This is a genomic window from Streptomyces sp. NPDC007162, assembly GCF_040634175.1.
Classification (GTDB): domain Bacteria; phylum Actinomycetota; class Actinomycetes; order Streptomycetales; family Streptomycetaceae; genus Streptomyces.
The window spans coordinates 1-5672 of record NZ_JBEYFC010000546.1 but is presented as its reverse complement, the minus strand read 5'-3'; the positions used below and the strand labels follow the sequence as shown (position 1 = coordinate 5672).

The window sequence follows — 5672 nt, the reverse complement described above, 5'->3', positions numbered from 1 at the left end:
AGCACTCCTCGTTGAGCGGGATGCGGACCGCGTTGGCCTTCCAGTCGGCGATCGCCTTGATGGCGGCGTCGTCGACCGGACCGTCCCAGATGCCGGCGCAGGAGACCGCCGCGTGCAGCGGGCCGAGCGTGTCCTCCGTGCTGCGGACGAAATCCCGTACGGCTCGGGCGTCGGCGACGTCGACACGGGCGGTGAACACGCCCGCGCCCTCCTTCTCGGCCTCCTGTGCCACCGACCGGGCCGCCTCCTCGTCGGACCGGTAGCAGAACGCGACGTCGAAGCCGTCCCGGGCGAGTCCGGTGACCACATGCCGGCCGATGCCCCGGGAACCGCCGGTCACCAGCGCCACCCTGCGAACCTTCGTCTCCACTCAGCTCTCCTCGTTCGTCGCGGCGGCGAGCAGTGCGCAGCCGGCCGTGCCGTCCCGGTCCACAGCCGTCACCAGGGCGAGGGCGCCGGGCGGCGTCCCGTCGGCGTCGAGCAGCGACAGCACTGCGGCGAGTTGCATGCCGGTGGTCGCCGCGGAGGTGTCGCCCAGCAGCGCGCGGCTGCGGAGCAGGCGGGGTCCGGCCGAGCCGAACACGTCCGTGATCGCGGCCTCCTCGGCGCCGGCCAGTTGCCCGCCGGTGTCGGCCGGAGCCACCACGTGCACGTCCCCGGCCCGCGCGTCGGCCTGCCGCAGGGCGTCGCGCACGCACTGGGCCAGGGCACCGCGGGCGTCCGACGGTTCGCCGAAGGCACGGAACCGGGTGGCCAGCAGCCGGGCACGTACCCGTCGGCCGGCCGCCCGGGCGTCCGGTGCGCTCTCCAGGAGGAACACCGCGCCGCCCTCGCCCAGCGGAGACGTCCGGTCCTCGCCGTCCCGGCCGTGCCACTCCAGCCAGGCCCGCTGTTCGGAGTACTCCTCGGCCGCCCCGCACAGCACCCGTGCGCAGTGGCCGCCACGGTGCAGCCGGGCGGCGTAGCTCAGCGCGGTCAGTCCGGTCAGGCGGCCGCCGGCGATGGTGGTGTTCGGCCCTTTGATGCCGTGCCAGATGGCACTCTGCCCGGCGGCCCGGTTCATCACGGTGTTCGGGAAGCGGGCCGGGTCGACGTGGTAGGGGCGCTCCCCCACGAGCGAGTCGCGGGTGAAGTCCATGATGCTCTGCACACTGCCCGAGCCGGTGCCCAGCACCAGCCCGGTGTCCTCGGGCCGGGACGTCAACTCGGGCCCGCCGTCGGCCAGCAGCAGCCCGACGGCGGTGACCGCGATGCCGGTGACCCGGTCCATGGTGCGGGTGCCCTTGCGGCCGATGTGATCGGCCGCGTTGAAGTCCGGTACGAGCGCGCCCTCGGTGAACGGCCCTGGGAAGGCGGCCCGGTCGAGGGTGCCGATCGCGCTGCGGCCGGCCCGGACGCCCGTGCGGAAGGGCTCACTGCCCACGCCGTACGGGGACACCGCCGACCAGGTGGAGACGACCAGTGCGGGCATCAGGCGGCCTCCCGGTGCCGGCCCAGGATGAGCACGGCGTTGTTGCCCGCGAACGCGAGCGCGTTGTTCTGCACCACGGTCAGCTCGGCGGGGCGCGCCTCGTTGGGCACACAGTCCAGCCCGCAGTCCGGATCCGTTTCCCGGTGGTTGATGGTGGGCGGAATGAAGCCCTCGGCGATGGCCAGGGCACATGCGGCCGATCCCAGGGCACTGGCCGCACCCATGCTGTGCCCGACCATCGACTTGATGGACACGGTGGGTGGCGGCGTGTCGAAGACCTGGCGGATGGCGCCCGCCTCGGTCACGTCGTTCGCCTTGGTACCGGTGCCGTGGGCCGAGATGAAGTCGACGTCCGCCTCGGTGATCCCGGCGTTGCGGTGGGCCAGGGCCATACAGCGGGCGAGACTGTCCTGGTCGGGCGCGACGGGATGGTGGGCGTCGCAGGTGAGTCCGTATCCGAGGACCTCGGCGTAGATACGGGCGCCGCGCGCGCGGGCGGACTCCAGGCTCTCCATCATGAGGATGCCCGCCCCCTCGCCGGTGAGGATGCCCTTGCGGTGCCGGTCGAAGGGCTGGCACACCTCGGGAGCGATGGTGCCCAGCCGGTAGAAGCCGGCGAAGGTCTTGCGGCACACCGCGTCGGCTCCGCCGCACAGGGCCACATCGACATCGCCCGCCCGGATCGCGTCGTAACCGCTGCCGATCGCGTAGTTGCCGGCCGCGCAGGCGGTGGGGATGGTCAGGGCCTCGACGTCGGTCAGCCCCAGTTCGCGGACGATGCTGGTGGAGAGCCTGCTCGCGTGGGCCCGGCGAGCGATCCCCGGGGTGAGGTGCTCCGGCCCCCTGTCGAGCTGTTCACCGACGAGCAGGTCCAGGTCGCGGGACTCCGCGTCCGTGGTACCGACCGACACCATGGTCGGCCGGCTGCGGAGTTCCTCCACTCCGATGCCCGCGTCGGCGACGGCCATGTTGGCCGCCGCGACGGAGAACTGGGTTGCCCGGCCCAGTTCCTGCGGTCGGAACGCGCGGATCCACTCCGCCGGGTCGAAGTCCGCGACCTCGCACCCGTAGGAGTGAGCGAAACCGCTGGTGTCGAAGGCCGTGATGGGCTTGGCCCCACTGCGGCCTGCCCGCAGGCCGGCCAGGAACTCCTCGGCGCCCAGGCCGATACTGGTGACCAGGCCGAGTCCGGTGATCACCACCTGGCGCGGCCTCTGATCGTTGTCGTACACCCTGCACTCCAGTCCCTCACGCCCGACCCGGGCGGGCCCGGCCGGGCAGCACCCGCTACTTGGCGGCCACGGCCTCGTCGACGACGGTGACCACGGCGTCGAGGTTGACCATGCGGGGCAACACGCTCTGGTCGAGGTCGATCCCGTACGTCCGCTCGAGGTTGGAGAGGATCTCGATGGCGCCCATCGAGTCGGCCTCGTGGTCCTCCTTGAACCGGCTGGTGCCGGTCATGTCGGACGGCTCGATCTCGAGGATGTCGCAGATGATGCCCTTGATCTGGGTACGCCGTTCGGCGCTGGTGGCTGCAGTAGTCATGCAGACGATGCTGGAGCAAGCGGCTGACAGTCCACTGACCGCGAACTGACGTGCTGACGGCGGCGGCCGAAAGGCGCCTCAGTCAGAGCCGGGCACGTTCTGCGGCGGCTTCGTCAGGTGGCGTTCGACCTCGCGGAAGTCCTCGGAGTGGGCGACCATCCACGACCAGAAGCGCGGGATGGTGCGGGCGTAGTCGCAGTAGTAGCGGCGTACGTTCTCCACCAGCGTCGCCACGGTCGAGCGGGAGAGCGACCCCGTGCGCCACACCAGCAGCAGCTCGCACACGTGGGCGCCGGTGACCGGAACGAGACTGACGTCCTTGGTGGCACCGGTGGGCACGGTCAATGCGGCGACTCCCGCCTCACGGACCCAGCTCATCGCCTCGTGATGTCCGCGCACCCGGTGCGCCGGCGCAGGCCGGCCTTCGACGAGGTCGGCGAAGGCCGCGTCCTCGTGGTCGTGGAACCAGTGCCCGCGCGCGTAGCGCACCCAGTCGAGGCAACGGACCTCGGCCGCGCCGACAGGTCCGCCCGCGGACAGCGGGTGGCCGAGCGGCAGTGCCAGCCACACCGGCTCGCGGACCACGACCGCCGTGCTGAGAGGCAGTTTCCTGAAGTCGGCCGACTGGCGGTCCGGTGGACCGGGCACCAGCGCCAGGGTGAGCAGTCCCTCGGCGACCGCGCTCATCGCGTCGACCGGATCCACCGTCTCGGTCTGCACCTCGGCGGAGGGCAGGCACGCGGCTATCGCGTCCTTGAGGGTGGGCGGCGTCCACTCCACGTTCCCGACACGCAGCACCTCGGTGCTCTGCGCGGCCACCTCGGCGATCACGGCGTCACCACGTCTGGCCAGGTCCACGAGCATCGGGATCAGCCGTTCACCGAGAGGGGTGGGCACTACGCCGTGATGTGATCGCACGAACAGTTCCCCTCCGAACTCGCGCTCAAGTCGGCGCAGTTGGGAGGAGAGGGCAGGTTGGGGAAGATTGAGCTGGGTTGCGGCCGACGATATGCTCCCGGCACTCGCGATAGCAGCTACGAGTCGGGCATGCCGTAACTCGACACGCATTGCTGGCCCAGCCCCCAGTCCCGGACAACACGACAGCGCGTTCCGCCCCGTTGCAGGGGCACACGCTGACTTCAACGTTACCCCAATGTAACTGAATCACGCCGGTCACGGGATCTCGACAAAGTCATGTCCTCGCCAAGACGGAGGAGCGGGTCAGCCGATGAGGGTCAGGGAGCCCCGGGGAAGCCCCAAGGCGTCGTCCTGGTGAAGGATCGCCTGGTACACCGCGTGCAGAGAACGCCCCGGCTCCACACCGAGGTCGTCGGCCAGGCGCCTGCGGGCCTGGTGGAACACGTCGAGCGCCTCGGTCTGCCGGCCGTCGCGGTACAGGGCCAGCATCAGCAGCTCGCTGAGGCGCTCGCGGCCGGGATGCTCGGTGGCCAGCTGACGCAACTCCGGTACCGGCGCGCCCTCCACGCCGGCCGCCAGCTTCGCGGTGACCCAGTCCTCGTAGGTGGTGAGCCGCCGCTCTTCCAGGCGTACGGACGCCGTTCGGCAGCGGAACCCGTCGCTGACGTCCAGCAGGGCCGCGCCCCGCCACCTGCCCAGCGCCTGCGCCAGCACGTGCGCCGCCGCCTCGGGGTCCCGGCCCAGCAGGGCCGCCCCCTCGTCCGCGAGGGCCACGAAGTGGTGGGCGTCGACCGATTCGGGCGGGACGTCCAGCAGATAACCGGTTCCGACGGTGCGTACGAGCTCCCGGCCCTCCCTCCCGGCAACGGACGCCAGGAGCTTGCGCAGCCGGGTCACATTTGCCTGCAAAGCGTTCTTCGCGTTCGCGATGTGGTCGTCACCCCACAACTCGTCCACGAGCTGGTCGAACGGAACAGATTGGCCCGGAGTCAGCGCCAGCAGGGCGAGCACCGAACTCACCCTTTTCGAGGTCACACCCCAGCTCCGCGTGCCCCGAGTGAGCAAAATTGCACCAAGTATATGGATCTCCACGATTCGACACCCCCGTCTTCGTTTGATCCACATCCTCGCCCCCCCGCGTGGCGGCTGAGAAATATCAAAGTTCCGGCTCCCCCATACCGGGGAGATATGACAGCGGAATAAGCCACTCCGGAATGCTTTCCGGCCCAGAACTGTGCTGGGCCGCTCGACTTGCGAGCGGCCCAGCACCTGGCCTCCCCGGGGGATTGGAAGGCCGTTCAGTACGGCTGCCTGTAACGACAGCCGTGGCTCAGATACGCCCCGACTCCTGCGGACGGAACGAAACGACCGTGTCGGAACCAGCTGATCCGGTCTGCTTCGGACGGCCTGATCGCACCCCTCGCGACGGCCACCAGCTCGCGTCGCCCAACAGGGTCAGGATCGACGGAAGGATCATGATCCGCACGATGAAGGCGTCGAGCAGGACCGCGGCGGCGAGGACGAAGCCCATCTGCTTCATCTCGACCAGGGTGAGGAAGACGAAGCTGGCGAAGACGGTGACCATGACCACGGCCGCACTGGTCACCACACCCGCGGAGCTGCCGATCCCCTCGATCACGGCCCTGCGGGTGTCCAGGCCGCGCAGGCGTCGGCGAGACCGCGGATGGCCTCCGCGAACTGCCACATCACCGCCGGGTCCTCGGGCGAGCCGAAG

At 70.4% G+C, this 5672-nt stretch carries 6 protein-coding genes and 1 pseudogene; all 7 read right to left on the bottom strand.

The features are described 5' to 3' along the window. The coding region (locus ABZ646_RS38705; protein ID WP_360530026.1) for an SDR family NAD(P)-dependent oxidoreductase at positions 1 to 370 on the bottom strand (370 nt) is incomplete at its 3' end. Beyond that, positions 371 to 1471 (bottom strand): beta-ketoacyl synthase N-terminal-like domain-containing protein, encoded by a 1101-nt coding sequence (locus ABZ646_RS38700; protein WP_360530023.1) that lies wholly within the window; start codon positions 1469 to 1471, stop codon positions 371 to 373. Next, positions 1471 to 2703, bottom strand: a complete 1233-nt coding sequence (locus ABZ646_RS38695; RefSeq protein WP_360530020.1) for a beta-ketoacyl-[acyl-carrier-protein] synthase family protein — start codon at positions 2701 to 2703, stop codon at positions 1471 to 1473. Before ABZ646_RS38695 ends, ABZ646_RS38700 begins: the two co-directional genes overlap by 1 nt. A 55-nt stretch (positions 2704 to 2758) precedes the next feature. Then, a complete protein-coding gene (locus ABZ646_RS38690; protein WP_360530017.1) occupies positions 2759 to 3019 on the bottom strand; it encodes an acyl carrier protein in 261 nt (86 codons plus the stop codon). Between the two features lie 78 nt (positions 3020 to 3097). Next, entirely contained in the window at positions 3098 to 4087 is a 990-nt protein-coding gene (locus tag ABZ646_RS38685; protein ID WP_360530014.1) for a LysR family transcriptional regulator, read from the bottom strand. A gap of 153 nt (positions 4088 to 4240) precedes the next feature. Continuing rightward, entirely contained in the window at positions 4241 to 4972 is a 732-nt protein-coding gene (locus tag ABZ646_RS38680) for an AfsR/SARP family transcriptional regulator (protein WP_360530011.1), read from the bottom strand. 295 nt (positions 4973 to 5267) lie between these two features. Beyond that, a pseudogene (locus ABZ646_RS38675) lies at positions 5268 to 5603 on the bottom strand (MMPL family transporter); the annotation flags it as partial. Between the last annotated feature and the right edge of the window lie 69 nt (positions 5604 to 5672).